At 69.0% G+C, this 18,382-nt stretch carries 20 protein-coding genes; 9 read left to right on the top strand and 11 right to left on the bottom strand.

From position 1 onward, the window contains the following. Positions 1-2: 2 nt before the first annotated feature. Entirely contained in the window at positions 3-1,373 is a 1,371-nt protein-coding gene (locus tag CLV01_RS04705; RefSeq protein ID WP_099734877.1) for a lyase family protein, read from the bottom strand. A gap of 16 nt (positions 1,374-1,389) precedes the next feature. Further along, positions 1,390-2,406 carry a Bug family tripartite tricarboxylate transporter substrate binding protein gene (locus tag CLV01_RS04710; protein WP_099734876.1) on the bottom strand — a complete coding sequence of 339 codons (1,017 nt, stop codon included), beginning with the start codon at positions 2,404-2,406 and terminating at the stop codon, positions 1,390-1,392. Positions 2,407-2,506: 100 nt separating this feature from the next. Here CLV01_RS04710 and CLV01_RS04715 point away from each other — a divergent pair, with 100 nt between their 5' ends. Continuing rightward, positions 2,507-3,409, top strand: a complete 903-nt coding sequence (locus CLV01_RS04715) for a LysR family transcriptional regulator (RefSeq protein ID WP_099734875.1) — start codon at positions 2,507-2,509, stop codon at positions 3,407-3,409. A 111-nt stretch (positions 3,410-3,520) separates the two neighbouring features. Further along, complete coding sequence (locus CLV01_RS04720; RefSeq protein WP_034399899.1) at positions 3,521-3,991, top strand: FKBP-type peptidyl-prolyl cis-trans isomerase; 471 nt, start codon at positions 3,521-3,523, stop codon at positions 3,989-3,991. Between the two features lie 87 nt (positions 3,992-4,078). On the opposite strand, the gene CLV01_RS04725 is transcribed toward CLV01_RS04720, so the two are convergent. Both CLV01_RS04725 and CLV01_RS04730 read right to left on the bottom strand, forming a co-directional pair. Next, positions 4,079-4,924, bottom strand: a complete 846-nt coding sequence (locus CLV01_RS04725; RefSeq protein WP_099734874.1) for a class III extradiol dioxygenase family protein — start codon at positions 4,922-4,924, stop codon at positions 4,079-4,081. Positions 4,925-4,971: 47 nt separating this feature from the next. Further along, positions 4,972-5,313, bottom strand: a complete 342-nt coding sequence (locus tag CLV01_RS04730) for a protocatechuate 4,5-dioxygenase subunit alpha (RefSeq protein WP_012202847.1) — start codon at positions 5,311-5,313, stop codon at positions 4,972-4,974. Between the two features lie 76 nt (positions 5,314-5,389). Between CLV01_RS04730 and CLV01_RS04735 the strand changes: the two genes are divergently transcribed. Next, on the top strand, positions 5,390-6,409 hold the full coding sequence (locus tag CLV01_RS04735; protein WP_099734873.1) for a LysR family transcriptional regulator: 1,020 nt from the start codon (positions 5,390-5,392) through the stop codon (positions 6,407-6,409). On the opposite strand, the gene CLV01_RS04740 is transcribed toward CLV01_RS04735, so the two are convergent. After that, positions 6,311-7,192, bottom strand: a complete 882-nt coding sequence (locus CLV01_RS04740; RefSeq protein WP_012202849.1) for a gamma-glutamyl-gamma-aminobutyrate hydrolase family protein — start codon at positions 7,190-7,192, stop codon at positions 6,311-6,313. The genes CLV01_RS04735 and CLV01_RS04740 overlap by 99 nt on opposite strands. Positions 7,193-7,564: 372 nt before the next feature. On the opposite strand from CLV01_RS04740, the gene CLV01_RS04745 reads away from it, so the two are divergent. Beyond that, complete coding sequence (locus CLV01_RS04745; RefSeq protein ID WP_012202850.1) at positions 7,565-7,945, top strand: HPF/RaiA family ribosome-associated protein; 381 nt, start codon at positions 7,565-7,567, stop codon at positions 7,943-7,945. A 101-nt stretch (positions 7,946-8,046) separates the two neighbouring features. Here CLV01_RS04745 and CLV01_RS04750 read toward each other — a convergent pair whose 3' ends face one another. Beyond that, a complete protein-coding gene (locus CLV01_RS04750; RefSeq protein ID WP_099734872.1) occupies positions 8,047-9,000 on the bottom strand; it encodes a pirin family protein in 954 nt (317 codons plus the stop codon). Between the two features lie 191 nt (positions 9,001-9,191). On the opposite strand from CLV01_RS04750, the gene CLV01_RS04755 reads away from it, so the two are divergent. Further along, entirely contained in the window at positions 9,192-9,488 is a 297-nt protein-coding gene (locus tag CLV01_RS04755; RefSeq protein WP_012202852.1) for a hypothetical protein, read from the top strand. Between the two features lie 82 nt (positions 9,489-9,570). Here the strand turns inward: CLV01_RS04755 and CLV01_RS04760 are convergent, their stop codons facing one another. Together CLV01_RS04760 and CLV01_RS04765 are read right to left on the bottom strand one after the other, a co-directional pair. Continuing rightward, positions 9,571-9,981 (bottom strand): OsmC family protein, encoded by a 411-nt coding sequence (locus tag CLV01_RS04760; RefSeq protein WP_013804538.1) that lies wholly within the window; start codon positions 9,979-9,981, stop codon positions 9,571-9,573. Between the two features lie 56 nt (positions 9,982-10,037). Further along, positions 10,038-10,934 (bottom strand): MBL fold metallo-hydrolase, encoded by an 897-nt coding sequence (locus CLV01_RS04765; protein ID WP_099734871.1) that lies wholly within the window; start codon positions 10,932-10,934, stop codon positions 10,038-10,040. An 85-nt stretch (positions 10,935-11,019) separates the two neighbouring features. On the opposite strand from CLV01_RS04765, the gene CLV01_RS04770 reads away from it, so the two are divergent. From CLV01_RS04770 to CLV01_RS04785, 4 genes are all read left to right on the top strand, one after another. Continuing rightward, positions 11,020-11,337 (top strand): ArsR/SmtB family transcription factor, encoded by a 318-nt coding sequence (locus CLV01_RS04770; RefSeq protein ID WP_099734870.1) that lies wholly within the window; start codon positions 11,020-11,022, stop codon positions 11,335-11,337. Positions 11,338-11,364: 27 nt separating this feature from the next. After that, entirely contained in the window at positions 11,365-11,895 is a 531-nt protein-coding gene (locus tag CLV01_RS04775) for a rhodanese family protein (protein ID WP_034389843.1), read from the top strand. Positions 11,896-11,994: 99 nt separating this feature from the next. Beyond that, positions 11,995-13,377, top strand: a complete 1,383-nt coding sequence (locus CLV01_RS04780) for an aminopeptidase P N-terminal domain-containing protein (protein WP_043825414.1) — start codon at positions 11,995-11,997, stop codon at positions 13,375-13,377. Continuing rightward, positions 13,370-14,188, top strand: a complete 819-nt coding sequence (locus tag CLV01_RS04785; protein ID WP_012202858.1) for a hypothetical protein — start codon at positions 13,370-13,372, stop codon at positions 14,186-14,188. Before CLV01_RS04780 ends, CLV01_RS04785 begins: the two co-directional genes overlap by 8 nt. Before the next feature lie 2 nt (positions 14,189-14,190). On the opposite strand, the gene CLV01_RS04790 is transcribed toward CLV01_RS04785, so the two are convergent. The 3 genes from CLV01_RS04790 to CLV01_RS04800 all read right to left on the bottom strand — a co-directional run bounded on the left by CLV01_RS04790 (position 14,191) and on the right by CLV01_RS04800 (position 18,288). Beyond that, entirely contained in the window at positions 14,191-15,456 is a 1,266-nt protein-coding gene (locus CLV01_RS04790; protein WP_099734869.1) for a TIGR03118 family protein, read from the bottom strand. 190 nt (positions 15,457-15,646) lie between these two features. Continuing rightward, positions 15,647-17,308 (bottom strand): AMP-binding protein, encoded by a 1,662-nt coding sequence (locus tag CLV01_RS04795; RefSeq protein WP_099734868.1) that lies wholly within the window; start codon positions 17,306-17,308, stop codon positions 15,647-15,649. Then, complete coding sequence (locus tag CLV01_RS04800; protein WP_099734867.1) at positions 17,305-18,288, bottom strand: cyclase family protein; 984 nt, start codon at positions 18,286-18,288, stop codon at positions 17,305-17,307. Before CLV01_RS04800 ends, CLV01_RS04795 begins: the two co-directional genes overlap by 4 nt. Between the last annotated feature and the right edge of the window lie 94 nt (positions 18,289-18,382).

The following is an 18,382-nucleotide window of genomic DNA, read 5'->3' on the forward strand; positions in this document are numbered from 1 at the left end:
TGTCAAGCATGGGAATGGGCATTGGCGTGGGTCTGCGGCGCTGCCAGCAGCGCCAGGCACGCATCATGCGATGCCTGCACGGCGCGTACCGGGTCGCAGGCCCGGGCCAGCGCATCTTGCAGCGCCTGCAGGGCAGGCGTGTCCAGCCGGGGCGCGGCCCATTCGGCAAGCAGCAGGCGCAGCTCGCGCCCCTGCTCCAGCGCCTGCGGGGCCAGCAGCTCCACGGCGGCCAGGGCCTCGGGCTTTCCCGTCCAGGGTGCCATGGCGTGCACGCAGGCCTCTGAAAACACCAGTCCGTGCAGGCCCCGCACATGGCCCAGCATGCGCTGCGGATGCACCTGCAGCGACTGCGCGGCCTGGCGCAATGCGGCGGCGGCGCCATGCACATGGCGCCACAGGTCGGGCCAGTGCGCGACCTCGGCCTGCCACTCGCCCAGCGCGCGCTCATGGGCCTGGGCCATGCAGCCCAGCAGCAGGGCCGCGAGCTGGGGGATGGCCTGGGCCTGTGCCACTGCTTGCATCAGGTGCACGGGATTGCGCTTGTGCGGCATGGCGCTGGAGGTGCTGCCGCGCGGCGCCTCGCTGACCTCGCCCACCTCGTACTGCGACATCAGCGACCAGTCCTTGGCCAGCTTGGCCAGGCTGCCTCCGCATACGGCGGCCTCCATGGCCATGCGCATCCAGTCGTCGCGCTGGGTATGCCAGCTGCGGCCGCAGGCCGACAGGCCCAGGCGCCGGGCCAGTGCCTGCTCCACCTCGGCACGGCGGTTTCCCAGCACGGCGCCATTGCCCACGGCGCCGCCCAATTGCACGCACAGCGCAGCGGTGGCAAGCCTTTCAAACTGTTCGATGCTGCGCCCCACGGCGGCAGCCGACTGCGCGCACTTGAATCCGAAGCTGGTGATCTGCGCGGGCTGCAGCAGGCTGCGCGCCAGCATGGGCGTGGCCGCGTGCGTGCGAGCCAGGGCCTGCAGTGCGGACTGCAGCGCGCCCAGCTCGGCCAGCAGCGCCTGCAGGGCCTGCTGCGTGAGCAGGGCCTGCGCCGTGTCCACGGCGTCCTGCGTGGTCGCACCCCAGTGCAGCCATGGCAGGCCTTCCGGGGCGTGGACCTGCAGCCACTGCTGCAGCGGCCGCACCACGGCCAGGCCCAGCGCGCCGCTGGCGCGCGCCTGCTCCACCACGCCTTCGCACGTGAGCGGCGCCTGCGCGCAGGCGCGCGCAATGGCCTCGGCGGCCGGGCGCGGCACCAGGCCGCAGTCGGCCTGGGCCTGGGCCAGCGCGCTCTCGAAGCGCAGCAGCGCGTCCAGCCAGCGCGCGTCTGCAAACCAGTGGCCGCTGTCGGCGGGGCCCAGATAGTCCTTCACCAATGACATGCTGTCCTTGCCGGTCTCAGGCCGTGGCGCCCGAGGCCTTGATCACGGCGGCCCACTTGGCGCTCTCCACCTGGATGCGGGCCGCGTACTGCGCGCCATCGCCCAGCAGCGGCACGGCGCCCTCGATGCCCAGGCGCGACTGGAAGGACTCGGCAGACGCCACCTTGAGGATGTCGCGCCCCAGCGCGCGCACCGTCTCGGCAGGCGTGCCCTTGGGCGCGAGGATGCCGTAGGTTAGCGAGCTCTCGAAGTCGGCCAGCGCACGCACGCCGGACTCGGCCACCGTGGGCACGTCGGGCAGCTGGGGCTGGCGTTTGGCGCCGGTCACGGCCAGGGCGCGCAGCTTGCCGGCCTTCACCAGGGCCATGGCCGCGGGAATCACGCCAAAGCTGAAGTCCACATTGCCGCCCACCAGGTCGGTCAGCGATGGGGCCGTGCCCTTGTACGGCACGTGGATGGCCTTGGCTCCCAGCGCGTGGGCGAACATCTCGCCCGTCAGGTGCCCGCCCGTGCCCGAGCCGCTGGAGGCGTAGTTCATCTCGCCGCTGCGCTTGCGCATCTGCTCGGCCAGATCGGCCACGCTGCGCGCGGGCGAGGAAGCCGGCACCACCAGCAGCAGGGCCGACGAGGCGAACATGGCCACCGGCTGCAGATCGGTGGCTGCATTGAACTTGAGGCCCGGATACAGCGAGGGATTGATGGACACCGTGCCCGTGTGGCCCAGCAGCCAGGTGCTGCCGTCGCCGGCCGAGCGCACCACGGCTTCCGTGCCCAGGTTGCCGCCCGCGCCGGCCTTGTTCTCCACGATCATCCCGTAGCCGAAGGACTCGTTGAGGCCATGCGCCATCTGCCGCGCAAACACATCGTTGCCGCCGCCTGGCGCAAACGGCACCACCAGTCGGCTGCCGCGCTTTTGGGCCCAGGCCGGCAGCGCACAGGCGGCCAGCGCGGCGGCGGCGGTGGACAGCCACATCCGGCGCGGCAAAGGGGTCTGAGAGGCTTGAGCGGTTTGAGAGGTGGGCCGGGAATCCATGCGTCTGTCTCCTGAAATAGTCGTTGTCACGCAGTGTGGTGCAGCGCAGCCTGGGAAAACAGCAGTTGCATCTGCGTTGTGATTCAAGAAAATGTGTGAAATGGACGTGAGATACATACACAATTTCTTGAGAGTGGTGGACACCGGCTCCATGTCCGAAGCCGCTCGCCAGCTGGATCTGAGCCCCTCGGCCATTGCCCAGCAGATGCGCGTGCTGGAGGGCGAGCTGGGTGCGCCGCTGCTGGTGCGCCATGGCCGCAGCGTGCGCGCCACCGAGGCGGGCGAGCGGCTCTTCGAGCGCGGCCGCCAGCTGCTGCAGGACTTCGAGGGCCTGCGCGAATGGGTGGCCTCGGATACAGACGGCGGCGAGCTGCGGCTGGGCACCGTGAACACGGCGCTGCACGGCTTTGTGCCCGCCGTGATGCGGGCCTTCGTGGCGCGCCACGCCGAGGTGCGCATCAGCGTGCGCGCCGGCCTCACGCCCGAGCTGTACACGGCCCTGGTCCAGTCCGAGCTGGACGTGCTGATCTGCCTGCAACCCTCGTTCGACCTGCCCAAGACCGTGTGCTGGGCCGAGCTGCGCCAGGAGCCTTTGGTCGTGCTGTGCCGCGCCCGCGATGCGCAGCAGGACCCGCTGGCCCTGCTGCGCACCCGGCCCCTGGTGCGCTATGACCGCTCCCTGGCCGGTGGCCGGCTGGCCGACCGCTACCTGCGCGCCCAGGGCATTGCGCCGCTGGAGCGCATGGAACTGAACTCGGTGCTGGCCGTGGCCATGATGGTGGACCAGGGCCTGGGCGTGGGCCTGGTGCCCGACATCGGCCCCGTGCTCTCCCAGGGCCGCGACGTGCGCGTGCTGGCGCTGCCCGAGCAGGGCGCTGCTGCGGACGGCGCCGGCTTCCGCCCCGCCGATGCCCGCAAGGTGGGCCTGCTGTGGCTCAACACCTCGGCCCGCGCGCGCTGGGCGCGCAGCCTGCTCGAATGCGCGCGCGAGTGCCTGGCTTGAGGTCGGGCGGCCGGTGAACCCACGGCCGCGACGCTGGAATGCCCCAGGTCGCCGACAATGGCAGCTTTGCGCGGCGCGCCTTCTGCGCTGCGGTTTTCCAAGGCCTTTGCCATGAACATCACCAAAGACACCGCCGTCACCATCAACTACAAGATCACCGACAAGCTGGGCAAGCTGCTCGACAAGGGCGACGTGGCCTATCTGCACGGCGGCTACGACAACATCTTCGCCAAGGTGGAAGCCGCCCTGGACGGCAAGGCCGTGGGCGACACGCTGACCGTGGACCTGGCCGTGGAAGACGCCTTCGGCGCGCGCGACGAGAGCCTGACCCGCACCATTCCCAAGGGCGAGTTCCCGCCCGGCGTGAAGGTCGGCGGCCAGCTGCGCGGCACGGATGACCAGGGCCAGCCCCAGATCTACCACGTGGTCAAGATCAAGGGCCCCGTGGTGCTGCTGGACGGCAACCACCCGCTGGCCGGCATGGCGCTGCACTTTGCCTGCAAGGTCACCGAAGTGCGCGCGGCCAAGCCCGAGGAAATCGAGCACCGCCACGTGCACGGCGGCCACGGCCACCACCATTGAGAGGCAGGGCCGGGATACACCCGGTCCGCACGGCCCCGCAAAGCACAAAGGCCGCCTGGCATGCCCGGCGGCCTTTGTGTTTTCCGACTAGACAGCCTCCAGCGCCAGCAGCGCCGTGGCGGTGTTGGAGATCGGTATGTGGTAGTTGCCGTGCACGCGGCGCACGCCGGGCGCAGCCGCGGACAGGGCGCCGCGCATGGCCAGCCACATCAGCAGTTCCACGCCCTGGGTGCCGGTCTTTTCCACCAGCTCATGCACGCTGAACTGCGTGGCCCATTCGGGATTGGTGGCCATGCTTTCAAGGAACTGCAGGTCGAAGGCCTTGTTGATGAAGCCCGCGCGCTCGCCATCGAGCTGGTGCGACAGGCCTCCTGAGGCAATGACGGCCACGCGCTGGTCGCTGTTCCAGCGCGCGATGGCCCGGCCCACGGCCTGGCCCAGCGCATAGCAGCGGCGCGCCGAGGGCAGCGGGAACTGCACGGTGTTGATGCACACCGGCACGACGGCCACAGGGCAGTCGCCCTCGGGCCAGAACAGCTTGAGCGGCAGCGTGCAGGCGTGGTCCACCAGCATTTCCTGGCAGCTGACCACGTCGAAATCCTCGCCCACCAGGGACTCGATCAGGTGCCATGACAGCTCCGTGTGGCCGCGCAGCGGTGCCAGCGTGGGAATGCCCCAGCCTTCGTCGGCGTTGCAGTAGCGCTCGGCCGCGCCCACGGCGAAGGTGGGCATCTTGTCGAGGAAGAAGTTCAGGCCGTGGTCGTTGTAGAACATCACCACCACGTCGGGGCGCTGCGCGGCCAGCCATTCGCGGATGGGCGGGAAGCCGTCGAAGAAGGGCTTCCAGTAGGGCTCGTTCTGCAGGCCCCTGTGGATGGCGTTGCCGATGGCGGGAATGTGCGAGGTGCCGAGGCCGCCGATGAGATGTGCCATGGTGGGTGTCTCCTGTGCTGTGTCTTGTGTGTGGGCTGCGGCGGGGCTCAGGCGTGCGAGCGCAGCAGGGCCTGGAATTCGGCCTTGGTCATGCCGGTCTGCTGGGCGCCTATGTCCTGCATGTCCAGGTGGAAGATGCCGGCCAGCTTGGCCAGGTAGTAGGCGTTGCCGCCGGCCGCGATCATCTGCAGCACGTTGCGCGCGCGCACGGCATCGGCCTGCTCCTGGTTCAGCCCGTAGCTGCGCATATAGGCCTCCTCGTCGGCCAGGAAGGCCTGGCGGTTGGCCAGCTCGTTGAAGGAAAAGCACATGCTGTTGAGCGCATAGCCCTTGCGGGCCTGCCTGCCATCGAACAGGGTGGTGCCGGGAATCTGCGGCTGATCGGCCATGTTTTGTCTCCGGTATTTGCGTTGGATCAGCGGCAGTGTCCGATCCGCGTTGCCAAAGATAAAGCGGCGGCCAATCATGGAATGCATGAGACAAATCGATGGATCGCAGCTCGATGGCAGGCTGCTGCAACTGCTGCTGGCCGTGCTGGAGACCGGCAGCGTCACGGCGGCGGCGCAGCGCCTGGGCGTGACGCAGTCGGCCGTCAGCCATCTGCTGGACAAGCTGCGCGCCATCACGGGCGACCGATTGTTCGTGCGGCAGGGGCGGGGCATTGCACCCACGGCCCATGCGCTGGCGCTGCAGGACCCGGCGCGCGAGCTGCTGCGGCAGATGCAGCAGTTCGGCCAGGGGCCCAGCTTTGACCCCGCGCACTGGCGTGCCGAGATCACCATTGCCGCCAACGACCTGCAGCGCGAACTGCTGCTGCCCGCGCTGGCCCGGCGCCTGCGCTCAGCCGCGCCCGGGACGGTGCTGCGCGTGATCGACAGCGGCGCGCCGGATGCCGAACTGCTGCGCTCGGATGCCTGCCTGCTGGCCATCAGCCCGCGCCCGCCCGATGCCACGGACATCGTGCAAAAGCGCCTGTTCAGCGATGAGTACGCAGTCTTCTATGACAGCGCCGTGCGACAGCCGCCGGCCAGCCTGGCCGACTATCTGCGCGCCGACCACGCCACCGTGGCCTATGCCGACCGCCAGGCGCTGGACCTGGACCTGCAACTGCAGGCGCGCGGGTTGGAGCGCCGCTTTGCCGTGCGCGTGCCGGGCTTTGCGGCGCTGGCCGCCTTTGTGCGCGGCACACCGCTGCTGGCGACGGCGCCGTCGCTGCTGGGCCGCACGGCCCTGTCATCGCTGGCCAGCTTTGCCGTGCCCGTGGACTGCCCGCCGCTGCCCATGTTCATGATCTGGCACACGCGCCACCAGGCCGATCCCGCCCATGCGTGGCTGCGCGGGCAGTTGCAGCAGGTGGTGGCGCAGGCGCTTGGCGGCGCCGGGCCGTCAATGCCTGCGAAGCAAGGCGCGGCGCAGCAGGCGCGCGGCGCGGTTGCGGATCTGGAAGGGGCTGTGGCTCACGGCCGGGCTCACGCGGGCGCGTGAGCAGGCAGCCAGGAAGTCGCGCAGCAGCACGCTGTCATCCAGCGTGCTGGTGTCCGGGTTGCGGAACTGGAATTCGGGGTGCCACTGCGTGGCCGCGATATAGCTCTTGAGCGTGCCGGGCTTGCGGAAGATGGCCTCGGGAATGCGGTCGGGCAGGCTCCAGGCCTCCACATCGAACTCGGGCGCCACGTCCTTGATGCCCTGGTGGTGGATGCTGTTCACGCGTGCGCGGTCCAGAGTGGGGTACAGCGCCTCCAGCCGGCTGCCGGGCACGATGGCGATGTCGTGGTAGTGGCGGTCGTACTCGGTGGGATTGCGGTGCAGCTGCGAGCCGGGCACCTGGGTCTCGATGTCCTGGTAGAGCGTTCCGCCGAAGGCCACGTTGATCAGCTGCAGACCGCGGCAGACACCGAAGATGGGCTTGCCGGCCTGGGAAAACGCCTCGACCACGGCCAAGTCGTAGAGGTCGCGCACGCGGTCGCCCAGCCATTCGGGGCGCATGGGCTCCTCGCCATAGCTGCCGGGCCAGACATCGGCGCCGCCGTGCATGACCACGCCGTCCAGCCACTCGGCATAGTGCTCCAGCGTCACGTCGCCGCGCGCGGTCTCGCCTGTGGGGCAGGGCACCATCACCACCATGGCGCCGGCCGACATGATCCAGTGCGCTATCGATTGCTCCACGTACTGCAGCGTCTTGCCCGTGAAAAGCGGACGCTGCGGGTCCGCATGGGAGAAACAGGCCGAAAGGCCGATCTTGAGGCGGCGTGAGGCAAGTGGGCTCATGGGGTGGTGGGCAAGGGGAAAGTCCTGATGGTCACGTTGTAAGCCCAATCGTGCCTGCGACCTGTAGGAAGGGGTTGAACGCCCGCGACCGGCGCAGGGCCATCACTGCAAATAGGTGTAGGTGAATGCAAGAGTTGTCTTGAGGCATCTCAAGCTTTTTCCGTCCATTCGTGCAGGCGCCCCGCCCGCGGGTGTAGCCTGTAGGCAGGGGTTGGGGCTGCGGATGCTGCAGCGCGAAAAACCTGACGACGCAGGGTGCGACTTGCTGTGCAGGCAGCCCGCATGGCGTTACGATGGATTCGCCAGTTCATCAATGGCCCCGACAACCCCGCCGCGCCGGTGGTGCGGCTTTTGGCGACTAGGAGGATATGCATGCAAGTTCAGGTTCATGCCGACGATTCGATCCAGGGTGGCGAGTCCTTGGCGCAATGGGCGCAGGAAGAGATCAACGCCAAGCTGGCGAGATTCAAGGACTACGTGGTACGCGTGGAGGTTTTCCTCACCGGCGTCGATGCGCTCAAGACCTCCGGCGCTCCCGGCAAGCGCTGCGTTCTGGAGACCCGGGCCAATGGCCGCCCGCCGATCGCCGTGAACGCCGAGGCTGAAAAGGTCAAGGATGCCTTCAACGCGGCCATTGAAAAGCTGAAGCGGGCCGTGGAGACCGACCTGGGCAAGCTCAAGGACAAGAACGGCCGCGAGAGCGTTCGCGGCGTGGAAGACGGCACCGAGGTGGATGCGGCCAGCCCGGCCTGACCCTCGAAATCCCCGCAACACAAACGGCAAGGCGCCCCATTCGGGGCGCCTTTTGGTTGGGCAGGGCCATGGCTGCAGGTCGATCGCCGCAGCAAGCGCGTTCAGCGCGAGGCGCGCAGCACCACGCCGTCCAGCGAAGGCGCATGCAGCGGCTTCAGGGGCGATGCCAGCGGCGGCCCGAAGCGGCGCGCCGCACCTGCGGGCAGGGCCTGCGCATCCTGACCGGCCTCCGCTTCCCATTGCGCGCGGGCCTCGGCGATCTCCTCGCTGGTTCGGGCCACGAAGTTCCACCACAGCAAGATGGCTTCATCCATGGGCTCGCCGCCAATGACCAGCAGGCGGCTGCCGGGCGTGGTCTCGATGGCGACCGAGTCCGTGCCCAGGGGCAGGTAGAGCAGTTCCTCCACCGGCAGGGGCTGGCCGTTCACGCTCACGCTGCCTTCCAGGCTGAGCACGGCATGCTCGAAATCGGCACGCAGCGGCAGCGTGGCGACGGCATTGCCATTGCCCGCGCTGTCCGCATGCAGGTCCACGCTCATCAGGGGCGTGTGCACCTCGGCCGGCGACGTCAGGCCCAGCGCTTCGCCGGCCAGCACCGTGGCCGTGAAGTCGCCCACCGTGGTCCTGGGCAGCTCGGGGTAGTGCTGGAAGCGCGGCGGACCGTTGCGGTGCGACTCGGGCAGCGCAATCCACAGCTGCGCGGCGTGGATGTGCGAGGGCGTCTGGCTTTCCTCGGAATGGGCGATGCCGTGGCCGGCCGTCATCAGGTTGACCTGGCCGGGGCGGATGATCTGGGTGTGGCCCAGGCTGTCGCGGTGCAGCACTTCGCCGCGGATCATCCAGGTGAAGGTCTGCAGGCCGATGTGCGGATGCGGGCCGACCTGCATGCCCGGTGGCGCGGGGTCGGCGGGACCGGCGTGATCGAGAAAGCACCAGGCGCCGACCTTGCGCAGGGCGCGCTGGGGAATGGCGCGCTGGATGGGAATGCCGCCCACATCGGCGGTGCGGGTGGGCAGGTGCTGGGGTTGGGTCTGGGGCTGGGACGTGTCGGACATGGTCGGATCGGCCTGTTTCGTGGGGGAAGCCACCAGTGTCGTGCAGCGCGGCGCAGCAGGCAAACGCGGCTCGCATGGATTGGGCCTGTTCGCTGACAGCGCGTTCTCAGGAACATTGTTTACATTCGAAGAACGGACCGGCGCCCGCCATTTTGGCGGGCGCCGGCCTCACTCTTACAGGAGAAAACGCCATGAATACATCCGTACAGACGCAAGCCGAAGCCGCTGAAGAGGCGGTCCAGAGCGCCGTGGAAGTCCAGCGATTCCCCGAGAAGTTCGAAGCCACGGTCACCGGCAATGTGCAGCACCGGGTAGGCGACGGCCCCCTGGAAGACATTCCGCGCGGCACCCGTGTGCAGGTGGCCACGGCCATCGGAAGCTATGTGCTGTCCTGGACCCAGGACGAGCAGCCGATCACCGTGTCGCTGGCCAAGCGCGAGTTCGAGCTCTATGTCGATACCGGGGAGATCGAGGTCAGCCAAGCCTGACGCCGGCCATGTCCCCATCCACTCCCAAAAGCCCTGCGGCCTGACAGCTGCAGGGCTTTTTGCATGGTGGCCCGGCCCGCGCTCAGGCCGGCAGCTGCAGCGCGGTCTGGATGTGCACCTCGCCGGCCAGCAGCTTGTGCACGGGGCAGGCCTCGGCCACCTGCAGCAGGCGCTGGCGCTGCTCGTCGTCCAGCTCGCCTTGCAGCGTGATCTGGCGTTCGATCAGGTTGCCGCTGGCGGGCGTGCCTTCGGGGTTCAGGCGCAGTTGCACGTCCACCTGCTCCAGCTTCCACTGCTTGCGCGCCGCGTACATCTGCAGCGTGACCGTGGTGCAGGCGCCCAGGGCCGACAGCAGCAGCTGCAGCGGGTTGGGCGCCGTGTCGCCGCCGCCCTTGTCCGCGGGCTCGTCCACATGCCAGCTGTGGCCTTGGGGGTCGCCGAGCGTGACGCGATAGGGGGTGTCCGTGCTGGTGGCGTGGGCGCTGTGGATCATGGAAGGTCCTTTGTCCTGGGGTGTCGCAAGAGGGGTGGGAGAGGCAACGGACGACTCTACGCCTGCTTTGCGTCCGCTGCCTGAGGCCGATGCTTCATGCGCAGCGGGATTTTGAGGTAGTGCACGCCATTGGCCTCGGCCGCAGGCCAATGGCCTGCGTGCATGTTGACCTGGATGGCGGGCAGCAGCAGGGCGGGCGCGGACAGCGTGGCGTCTCGCTGGTTGCGCATGGCCACGAAGCTGGCTTCGTCCACGCCCGTGTGCACATGCACATTGCCGGCGCGTTGCGCGTCCACCGTGGTTTCCCAGGCATGGCGGTCGCGGCCCGGCGCCTTGTAGTCATGGCACATGAACAAGCGCGTTGCGGGCGGCAGGGCCAGCAGGCGCTGGATGGAGCGGAACAGCGTGCCCGCATCGCCGCCGGGGAAGTCGGCGCGCGCTGTGCCGTAGTCGGGCATGAACAGCGTATCGCCCACGAAGACCGCGTCCGCGATGCGGTAGGACACGCAGGCCGGCGTATGGCCGGGCGTGTGCATCACCTCGATGCGCAGCCCGCCCAGCGGCAGGCTGTCGCCGTCGGCCAGCAGCCGGTCGAAGGGCTGGTCGCCGCCGGACGCGGGCAGGTTGAAGACGGGGCGGAAGATGCGCTGCACCTCGCGGATGTGCTCGCCCACGGCAATCGGGGCGCCCGTGCGCTCGCGCAGGTACGGGGCTGCGCTGAGGTGATCGGCATGGGCATGGGTTTCCAGAATCCAGCGCACTCGCAGGCCCTGGGCCTGCGCGGCGTCCAGCACGGCATCGGCCGAGCCGGTGTGGGCCTGGCCGCTGGCGTGGTCGTAGTCGAGCACGGGGTCGATGACGGCGGCATCGGCCGTGTCCGCGTCCCAGGCCAGGTAGGTCACGGTGTGGGTGTTGGCGTCGAAGAACGGTGCAATGCGCAGCGGTGATGTCATGAAGGCACTCCTGGTTCGAGGGCTCGTGTGCAGCCTGTCGGCAATTATATTAGAATTTGCTAAATTAGATTGTTCTTGATCAACCATGACCGAACCGATGCTCTCTCCCGAACAGGCCTTTTTGCAGCAGGGCGCTGCACGTGCCGCCGCGCTGCTGCGCGCCGTGGGCAACGAGAACCGCCTGCTGGTGCTGTGCCTGCTGATCGAGCATGGCGAGCTGTCCGTGGGCGAATTGCTGCAGCAGATCCCGCTGAGCCAGTCAGCCCTGTCCCAGCATCTGGCCCGCATGCGCGAAGAGGGTCTGGTCGTCTACCGCCGCGAGTCGCAGACGCTGTACTACCGCATCGCCAATCCCGATGTGCAAAAGCTGGTGGCCACGCTCAAGAGCATCTTCTGCGCCTGAAATCCTCTGTTCCCAAGGAGCTGATCCATGTCCCTTTCCTCCGTCTCCTCCCAAGCCGCCCGCCAGATGCAGGAGCAGGGCGCCTGGCTCATCGACATCCGCGCGCCGGACGAACATGCGCGCGAACGCATAGGCGGCGCCCGCAGCATGCCCATGGACCGCCTGGCGGCGGGGGGCCTGGCCGGCGCGCCCGCCGCCGTGGTGTTTCACTGCCGCTCCGGCCACCGCACGCGTCTCAACGCCCAGGCCCTGGCGGCAGCCTTGCCGCCCGGCTGTGCCGGCCATGTGCTCGACGGCGGCCTGGACGCCTGGAAGGCACAAGGCCTGCCCGTGCTGCGCGACAGCCGCCAGCCGCTGGAGCTGCAGCGCCAGGTGCAACTGGGTGCGGGCGGGCTGGCGCTGCTGGGCGCCGTGCTCGGCGCCACGGTGTCCCCGTGGTGGCACCTGCTGTCGGCCTTCGTGGGCTGCGGCCTGATCGTGGCCGGTGCCACGGGCTTTTGCGGATTGGCGCGCGTTCTGATGAAGGCGCCCTGGAACCGGCGCGCCCTGGGGCAGTGACGGTGCCTGCACTGAATCCAGCCTGACGCCTGCTGTCCGACCCCAAGTTCCCCTGTTCAGGGGACTGTGGAGAACCCCGGACGGCAGTACGATAGCTGTATGACATCTGTTTACGCTCAACGCCGCGCACGCTTGGCCGCCCAGTTGGGCGCTGGCGGCATCGCCATCATTCCTACCGCTCCCGAGCGCCAGCGCAACCGGGACACCGGCTACCTGTACCGCCACGACAGCTACTTCTACTACCTGACCGGCTTTGCCGAGCCCAATGCCTGCCTGGTGCTGGCCGCCGACGGCACCAGCGTGCTGTTCTGCCAGCCCAAGGACCTGGAGCGCGAAATCTGGGACGGCATCCGCCTGGGTCCCGAGGCCGCCGTGGCCACGCTGGGCGTGAGCCAGGCGTTTTCCAGCGCCGAGATCGATACGCGCCTGCCCCGCTTGCTGGAGAACCGGGGCCGCCTCTGGTATCCGTTCGCCACGCATGAAGGCCTGGCCGTGCGCGTGGAAGGCTGGCTGGGCCAGGTGCGCGCGCGCGTGCGCTTCGGCGCGCTGTGCCCGGCCGAGCAGGGCGACCTGTGCACGCTGCTGGACGAGATGCGCCTGGTCAAGGACGCGCATGAGCAGGACATCATGCGCCGCGCCGCCGCCATCAGCGCCCAGGCCCATATCCGCGCCATGCAGCGCTCGGCACGCATGCTGCGCGCAGGCCAGGAGGTGCGCGAATACCACCTCGACGCCGAACTGCTGCATGAATTCCGCCAGCAGGGCTCGCAGTACGTGGCCTACGGCTCCATCGTGGCGGCCGGCGCCAACGCCTGCGTGCTGCACTACCAGGCCGACAAGGCGCCCGTGCATGCGGGTGAGCTGGTGCTGATCGACGCGGGCTGCGAGCTCGACGGCTACGCCAGCGACATCACGCGCACCTTCCCCGCCGATGGCCGCTTCACCGGCCCGCAGCGCGCGCTCTACGAGCTGGTGCTGGAAAGCCAGAAGGCCGCCGTGGCGGCCACGCGCGCCGGTGCGCGTTTCAACGATCCGCACGACGCCACCGTGGCCGTGCTGGCGCAGGGCATGCTGGACCTGGGCCTGCTGGACAGAAAGGTCTATGGCAACGCCCAGGACGTGATCGAGCAGCGCGCCTTCTTCCAGTTCTACATGCACCGCACGGGCCACTGGCTGGGCATGGACGTGCACGACTGCGGCAGCTATGTGGAGCCCTCGGAGCTGGGCCAGTCGCACGAGCGCAAGGACCCGCTGTCGGGCGAGACCATCACCAACCGCCCCAGCCGCATCCTGCGCCCGGGAATGTGCACCACCATCGAGCCGGGCATCTACGTGCGCCCTGCGGCCGGCGTGCCCGAGCAGTTCCACAACATCGGCATCCGCATCGAGGACGATGCCATCGTCACCGAGACGGGCTGCGAGCTGATCACGCGCGGCGTGCCTGTGGAGCCCGACGAGATAGAAGCCTTGATGCGTGACTGACAACGCCAGCCTGCCCACCACCGGCCCCGTGTCCACCCTCATGCCCGCCCCATCGGCCTATGTCCCGCCCGCGCTGCCACGGCTGAGCTGGCGCATCTTCACGGTGCTCTGGCTGCTGGGCCTGCCCGGCGTGGCGGCCATGGCCTGGTTCGTGCTGCCCGACTGGATGCGCCTGCTGGGCCTGCCCGTGGAGCCGCTGGCCACGCCGCTCGCCGGCATTGGCGTGATGGCCGCGCTGCTGGCCCTGCCCGTGGGCGTCGGGGTGTGGCTGGGGCCAAGGCTGGGCCTGTCCGCACCGCTGCTGACCACCTGGGTGGCCGGGCGTTCGCCCCAGCGCGCCGTGCGCTACCTCACGCTGCCGGGGCTGGCTGGCGGCGTGGTCGGCGCGGCCTGGCTGGTGACCCTGGCCCTGGCCTGGCCCGACGACCTGACCCTGATCGACCCCGTCTACGCCATGCCGCTGGGCGCCAAGATCCTGTACGCGGGCATCACGGCCGAGCTGGTGATGCGCCTGGGCGGCATGACGCTGGTGATGTGGCTGCTGTGGCGGCTGAGCGGGCGCACCGACCGCCGCCCGGGCTGGATGCTGGGCTGGTGGTCGGTGATGCTGTCGGCCCTGCTCTGGGGCTTGCTGCAGCTGGCGCTGGCCTGGGGTACCTGGGGCGGCCTGTCGGACGGGCTGGTGCTGCAGCTGCTGCTGTTCGAAATCGTCCACGGCGCCGTGGGCGGCTTCCTGTTCTGGCGCTATGGCCTGGAGGCGGCCATGGTGGCCCATGCGATCACCTATCTGCTCTCGCACGGGCTGGTGTGACTCTAGCCAAACCTCAGCGAGCCGAACAAGCCTTCGGTCTCATCCTTGGGGCCGGCCGCGAAGTACAGGGCGTTGCTGTCGCCCAGGGCCACGCCGTTGCCGAACTGCAGCGCCCACAGGCCCGGTATGGAGACCGGGCGATCCTGGCCATCGCGCAGCTCGTCCACGTAGCTGCCGCTGTCCAGGTCGAAGGCGCAGATGCGGCCCGCGCCGCCGAAGTTGCCCACCAGCAACCGGCCCGATAGCGGCCCGAAGTCGGGCGGTGCGATGGCCACGCCCCAGGGCGCGTTGAGCCTGCCATCGTCTGAATAGATTCGCTGCAGGCGGCCGTCCAGATCGAACTCGGCCAGCTTGCCGCGCGCGGGGCGGTTGCCGGTTGCGGCCTCGCGCTCTGCATCCATGGCATCTTCCTCACCCGCGAAGAAGGCGCTGGCGTCCTCGGGGTCGGGCTGGCTCATGGCGTAGAGCACGAAGACGCGGTCTCTTGAGCCGTCGTTGACAACCTGGATGTTGAACGGCACGGGATCGCCAGGTCTGGCAACGCCGGCAGGGCCGCTGGCGAAGGGGTTGACGAAGCCCTGGGTGGGGGTGAGCTGCCACTGCGCGTCCAGTGTGCGGATCTGAGGCTGGTCGCCGAAATCGGCCAGCCACAGACGGTCCCAGCGGCCCGTATGCAGGGCCGCGCCGAAGAAGGCCATGCCCCGGCCCGTGCCATCGAAGACCTCGACGGCTGGGCCGTCCACGCGCACGATGGCGCCCGTCTCGGCGTCGCGCTCGGTCCAGGCGCTGACGCTGCCGCTGTCGGTCACGAAGACGAAGCGCGCCGCCCCGTCGAGCAGGCGCCCGCCTGCGGGCTGGCTGCGCACGCGGAACAGGTGGGATTCCAGGGGTGCGCCGTGGTAGACCACGCCAGTGACCTTGCCTGCGCTGCCGTCGTCGATGCGGGAGTCCGACTGGGGCACGGCCACCTTGCGAAGGCCGTCCTGGCGCAGTGTGCGCAGGCTTGGCTCGGACGAGCGCGAGACGTCACCCAGGAATTGCCAGGAAGTGCCACCGCCGCCAATCCAGAAATGGCCGCCTGCGCCGGCCGGGCGGATGGCAATGCCCCAGCCGTTGACGAAGTCGGGCTCCGTGAAGCGCGCGCCGTAGCCAGCATGGCTGGCGAGCAGGGGTGTCTGGAGGTAGCGGTTGGCGGGTGCGCCGCCGCTGCAGGCGGTCAGGGCCGAGGAGGCGAGGGCGCTCAGAACAAAATGTCGCCGGTCGAGCATGTTGGATTTTCTGGTGGCATGGCAAAGCGGTGGACGGGTTGGCTGAGCATGCGAAACCAAGGGGCACCGGATGTTCTGGCTGCTGCCTGCGAACCCTGGGGGGCGCAGATATGAACAGGCGATGCTAGAGAGGGGCCGCCTGCCGGGTCAATGCGGCCCCGTCTGATTCTGCAGAGCGATGCAGGAGGACTCAGCGCAGCTGCCTGCGCAGAATCTTTCCGGTCACGGTCTTGGGCAGTTCCTCGCGCAGCTCGACGATGCGCGGCACCTTGTAGGCGGCCATGTGCGCCTTGCAATGGGCGATGAGTTCCTCGGGCGCGGCCTGCCGGCCCGCTTTCAGCGAGACCACGGCCTTGACGGTCTCGCCCCGGTAGTCGTCTGGCACGCCGATGACGGCGGCCTCGCGCACGGCGGGATGGGTGTAGAGCACGTCCTCGACCTCGCGCGGCCAGACCTTGTAGCCGGCGGCGTTGATCATGTCCTTCTTGCGGTCCACCAGGTAGAACCAGCCGCGCTCGTCCATGAAGCCCACGTCGCCCGTGCGCAGCCCGCCCTCGAACATGGCGTTGGCCGTGGCTTCGGGCAGGTTCCAGTAGCCGGACATGATCTGCGGGCCGGCCGAGACGATCTCGCCGATCTCGCCCAGCGCGGCCTCGCGGTGCTGGTCGTCGATGATGCGCACCACCGTGCCATAGACCGGCACGCCGATGGACAGCGCACCCGAGGCCGGGTCCACCGGCGCCCGCGCGCCCAGCGGCACGAAGTGCGTGGGCGAGCAGGTCTCGGTCATGCCGAAGGCGTTGTGGATGACCAGGCCCGACAGCTGCTCGAAGGCCTGGATCACGGCCGGGGCAATGGGCGCGCCGCCGGAGTACAAGGCCTTGAAGCTGCGGAAATCCTCGCGCGAGACGCCCGGGTGGTTCATCAGCGCCACGAAGGCGGTGATGGCGCCGATGGTGAAGCTGGGCCGGTGCTCACGCATGGATTCGAGCATGGTCTCGGGATGGAAGCGGTGGCTGAGCACCAGCGGGCAGGGCACCAGCAGGGCCAGGGCCACATGGCCGACCAGGCCGGTGATGTGGAACAGCGGCGCCAGGCCCAGCACGCTGTCGTCCGCCGTGATGCCTATCCAGTCGCGGTAGGTCTGGGCGTTGAAGGCCAGGTTGCCATGCGTGTTCATGGCGCCCTTGGGCTGGCCCGTGGTGCCCGATGTGTAGGTGATCACGGCCGTATCGCCTGCCGTGGGCCGGCGCGCCAGCGGCGCTGGCTGGCCGCCGGCCTGCACCAGCGCAAGCAGGTCCAGCGTGCCATCGGCCACCGGCAGGCGCGGACCGTCGCCGAGCACGCGCGCATCGCCGCGCGTCTGCCAGTCCAGCGCCGATGTGGTGACCACGGTGGCCAGCGGCAGGCCGCCGGCCGCATGCACTTCGCGGGCCACGTCCAGGTACAGCTGGTCCAAGCACAGCAGGGCCTGGGCGCCCGCGTTGTGCAGGATGTAGTGCAGCTCGCGCTGCCGGTTCATGGGATTGACCGGCACGGCGATGCCGCCCAGCTTCCAGGCCGCCACCAGGCCGATGACGAAGGCCGGATTGTTCTGCGTATAGAGGGCCAGCCGGTCGCCGGCCGCAAAGCCCCGCGCCTGCAGCGCATGGGCCAGCGCGCTGGCGGCCTGGTCGAGTTCGCGCAGGTTCAGTCCGCCGTCGAAGTAGCGCACGATGGCGCAGCCGGGTGCCGCAGCCAGCGAGGCTTCGAACAGGTCGAGCATGCTGCTGAACTGCGGCCGCATCTCGGCCGGCTGGCCCGGCGCGTAAAGGCCCAGCCAGGGCCTGTCGTGCGATGGGGCTGCGCTCATTTGATCACCACGGGATTGACGGGCGAGCCCGTGGCGCGGTGGATCTTCAGCGGCGCGGCCACGTACAGAAAGGTGTAGCGGCCGTCGCGCGCGCAGCTGTCGGCCAGGGCCTCCAGGTCGCAGATCTCGGTCAGCGTCACGCCCAGGTTGCGCATCAGCGCGCAGTGCAGCGGCAGGGCCACGCCGTGCACGGGGTCCATGGTGACTTCGTTGGCGATGGTGTCGGTGACCAGGTTGGGGATCTCCATCGCATGGAACCAGTCCACGAGTTCGGGCGAGTAGGTCAGGCCGGGCTCGCAGAAGTCGTTGTAGAAGCTCGCCTGGTCTTCGTAGAAGCCCGACAGGAAATTGGTGCGCACGATCAGGATGTCGTGCTTTTCTATGGTGTGCCCCTGGGCCTTGGCGCAGGCCATCAGGTCTTCGTGCGTGAAGGTCTCGGCACGCTCCAGCGCCACTTTGCCGCGGTGGCGCGCCATGTCCAGCAGCACGCCGCGCCCCACGATGCCGCGCGCGCCCAGCGCCTCCACGCTGGCTTTGTCCAGCCCGCCGACGGTGGTGCGTGCGTCATAGCCATTCCAGATGCGCCCGCCGTACCAGACATGGCCCAGCGCGTCGTACTGGGTCGATCCCTGCAGGAAGGCGTCCAGCTTGTCATCGGCATAGTGCAGGCCGCCGGGGAACCGGGGTGCATCGGGGCCGTCCCAGCTGGACTCGTCAAACACCATGGTGCGCTCGGCCGGTGTGCGGCCGGGCCAGACCGGATCGCCGCGCGGGTCGCCGATCAGCCGCTGCAGCGTGAACGTCTCGCCCGAGCGGATGTGGGACACGCCGCGCAGCACCTCCGCGGGCGTGAGGAAGTTCAGCGCCCCGACCTCGTCGTCGGGTCCCCAGCGGCCCCAGTTGCTGGGGGCGTTCCTGAGCAGATCCTCCATCAGCGGGGCGTCGTCGTGCGTGTGTCCATGGTCGTGGGCATGTCCCATGTCTGTCTCCTGTCGTTGGTTTGTCGAACAAGGCGCGCAGGGCATTCAAACGCCAGGAGGGGCGCGAGGCTGTCGCGGGTTCGACACGCGGGCG

The sequence above is a fragment of the Delftia sp. 60 genome (assembly GCF_002754395.1).
GTDB lineage: Bacteria > Pseudomonadota > Gammaproteobacteria > Burkholderiales > Burkholderiaceae_C > Comamonas > Comamonas acidovorans.

Excerpts from the sequence above, each read along its gene's own strand:
- CLV01_RS04705 (WP_099734877.1), bottom strand. The coding sequence starts at position 1,373 with ATGTCATTGGTGAAGGACTATCTGGGCCCCGCCGACAGCGGCCACTGG.
- CLV01_RS04710 (WP_099734876.1), bottom strand. The coding sequence starts at position 2,406 with ATGGATTCCCGGCCCACCTCTCAAACCGCTCAAGCCTCTCAGACCCCT.
- CLV01_RS04715 (WP_099734875.1), top strand. The coding sequence starts at position 2,507 with ATGGACGTGAGATACATACACAATTTCTTGAGAGTGGTGGACACCGGC.
- CLV01_RS04720 (WP_034399899.1), top strand. The coding sequence starts at position 3,521 with ATGAACATCACCAAAGACACCGCCGTCACCATCAACTACAAGATCACC.
- CLV01_RS04725 (WP_099734874.1), bottom strand. The coding sequence starts at position 4,924 with ATGGCACATCTCATCGGCGGCCTCGGCACCTCGCACATTCCCGCCATC.
- CLV01_RS04730 (WP_012202847.1), bottom strand. The coding sequence starts at position 5,313 with ATGGCCGATCAGCCGCAGATTCCCGGCACCACCCTGTTCGATGGCAGG.
- CLV01_RS04735 (WP_099734873.1), top strand. The coding sequence starts at position 5,390 with ATGGAATGCATGAGACAAATCGATGGATCGCAGCTCGATGGCAGGCTG.
- CLV01_RS04740 (WP_012202849.1), bottom strand. The coding sequence starts at position 7,192 with ATGAGCCCACTTGCCTCACGCCGCCTCAAGATCGGCCTTTCGGCCTGT.
- CLV01_RS04745 (WP_012202850.1), top strand. The coding sequence starts at position 7,565 with ATGCAAGTTCAGGTTCATGCCGACGATTCGATCCAGGGTGGCGAGTCC.
- CLV01_RS04750 (WP_099734872.1), bottom strand. The coding sequence starts at position 9,000 with ATGTCCGACACGTCCCAGCCCCAGACCCAACCCCAGCACCTGCCCACC.
- CLV01_RS04755 (WP_012202852.1), top strand. The coding sequence starts at position 9,192 with ATGAATACATCCGTACAGACGCAAGCCGAAGCCGCTGAAGAGGCGGTC.
- CLV01_RS04760 (WP_013804538.1), bottom strand. The coding sequence starts at position 9,981 with ATGATCCACAGCGCCCACGCCACCAGCACGGACACCCCCTATCGCGTC.
- CLV01_RS04765 (WP_099734871.1), bottom strand. The coding sequence starts at position 10,934 with ATGACATCACCGCTGCGCATTGCACCGTTCTTCGACGCCAACACCCAC.
- CLV01_RS04770 (WP_099734870.1), top strand. The coding sequence starts at position 11,020 with ATGACCGAACCGATGCTCTCTCCCGAACAGGCCTTTTTGCAGCAGGGC.
- CLV01_RS04775 (WP_034389843.1), top strand. The coding sequence starts at position 11,365 with ATGTCCCTTTCCTCCGTCTCCTCCCAAGCCGCCCGCCAGATGCAGGAG.
- CLV01_RS04780 (WP_043825414.1), top strand. The coding sequence starts at position 11,995 with ATGACATCTGTTTACGCTCAACGCCGCGCACGCTTGGCCGCCCAGTTG.
- CLV01_RS04790 (WP_099734869.1), bottom strand. The coding sequence starts at position 15,456 with ATGCTCGACCGGCGACATTTTGTTCTGAGCGCCCTCGCCTCCTCGGCC.
- CLV01_RS04795 (WP_099734868.1), bottom strand. The coding sequence starts at position 17,308 with ATGAGCGCAGCCCCATCGCACGACAGGCCCTGGCTGGGCCTTTACGCG.
- CLV01_RS04800 (WP_099734867.1), bottom strand. The coding sequence starts at position 18,288 with ATGGGACATGCCCACGACCATGGACACACGCACGACGACGCCCCGCTG.